Below are 1846 nucleotides of genomic sequence, written 5' to 3' on the forward strand. Positions count from 1 at the left end.
GCGGCAGCTTCTATGTGACGGCCCTGGGCGGTGCGCAGTGGTACGGTGATGGAACATCGTATCCCAATACAGTCAAGTGGAATTATACCTCACGCATCCAAAAGGTCACCACTGGTCTTGCCGTGACTGATCTTGTTCGGCCGGCCAATTCAATAGAAACTGCTGCAACATACAATAATGATAAATTTGATATTCGTTCACTGGCCATTCTTGAAGATGGAACAGCTTATATTCTAACTGGTTCATACTATACAGTGTCGACTTATAATTACCGATTAAACGGGCGCTTTTGGAAGACAACTATAGCTGCTTTAAATAGTGCTGTGAATGTGCGTATAGCCACTATAGCTAATCAAGTGCCGGGAACAGCTCTATCAGAAATTAGCGGTTTTATGTGGGCTCTTTTACCGGCTGATGAATTGAATAAGGCTTGGGGCATGCTGGGTAATATGCTGGGTGTCTATGATGCCAATGGCATTTCCGGCAGCGCTATCGATGCCGCCACAGCCACCGGCTGGAGTGCATCCCAAAATCCGGCCTTTAATGCAATCTCCCTGGCAATGCCTTCCGTAGTCCGCCGCGGTACACGTACTATCAAGTCTGTCCGTGGTTTTGTCCATCCATTGTTGGTATCTCATACTGGTATGAAACCGGAAGACTTTGAAGAATTTGTTAATGCCCATCGAGAATAATTAATCGGAAAATGGTTTAAGCAAAAGGGGTGGAATTCCGCCCCTTTTGCTTAAGGTGCATCCAGCGTAGACGCACCTTGTAAGTGAAAGTTCCATACAAATAAAAGTTTTAAACTATTTGAGACCAATCTTGTATATGTGCTGGATTTACGTTAAATTATTGAATTATCATGCACGGAATGGTGCGTAAGAGGTTAGTCATTCAATTAGTAAATGACCTTCGACTTCATAATTAGGGGAGAGTTTTTTGCTGTCAAGATATAAAAGAATAAACATATTAACAGCATTGATTGTTTTTGGTACATATCCGGGACAAGCTGCACCGACAATACCCGGCGAGGATGCTGATATAAAAAATATTGGTTCACTTCCATCATATACGATAAATGGAGTAAAAACTACATATTTAGGTTCGGCGCAAGATAGTACGCTTTATGGCTACGTTTATTATAATAACATTACTTTAGCTAATAACAGTGTATGGCGGCCATTGGATTATAATGCAGAAATTGACGTTGATAACGCAACAATAGGCTCTGGTACTACGATTGATCTGGCTTATAAATATAGTTCTGCTAACGGTTATACGGAAGCTAATTATGGACCTACATGGACGACAAATTCAGATACGGATAGAAATATAGTTTTTGGTGAAAACAGCGGCAGCGTGAACATTGGCAATAATATTACTTTTCGGATTAACTTGGGGACTGCCAATTCGGTATTGCGTTCGGATGGTACATATGCACCGGTTGTGGGATATAATGACGGTGTATTTTTAATTAACCCTATACTTAGTGATACCAATCCCGACGCTACAGTCAACATAAAAGTTCAATATATATTAAATAAAAACTTTGCAGCTATGAATAATGCAAATTGGTCTTGGGCTAATGCCGTTGCTGTTTTATATCGAGGAAAAGTACCTTCTGTATTTTATATTGGGAACTCTAGTGCGGAAACTCTAAAAAAAATTAATGTTACAGGTGAATCAATTAATCAGGTAGATGGTGCTTTAAATAAATATATTATTTCATCTGAATTACTTGAAGACAAAGATTATACGGATACTACAGATAAGGGATATTCAGTTTATTGGTCAGCACAGAAACAAAATTTTCTTTCCCAAGGGGCTTACTCGGCGGCCAATGCGG

At 40.1% G+C, this 1846-nt stretch carries 2 protein-coding genes; both read left to right on the forward strand.

The window, feature by feature from the left end:
- On the forward strand, positions 1–692 hold a 692-nt coding region (locus I6751_RS08995; protein ID WP_196591294.1), incomplete at its 5' end, for a hypothetical protein.
- 247 nt (positions 693–939) lie between these two features.
- Positions 940–1846: hypothetical protein (locus I6751_RS09000; RefSeq protein WP_196591295.1), on the forward strand; the 907-nt coding region annotated here is incomplete at its 3' end.

The sequence above is a fragment of the Pectinatus frisingensis genome (genome assembly GCF_015732285.1).
Lineage (GTDB): Bacteria > Bacillota > Negativicutes > Selenomonadales > Selenomonadaceae > Pectinatus > Pectinatus frisingensis.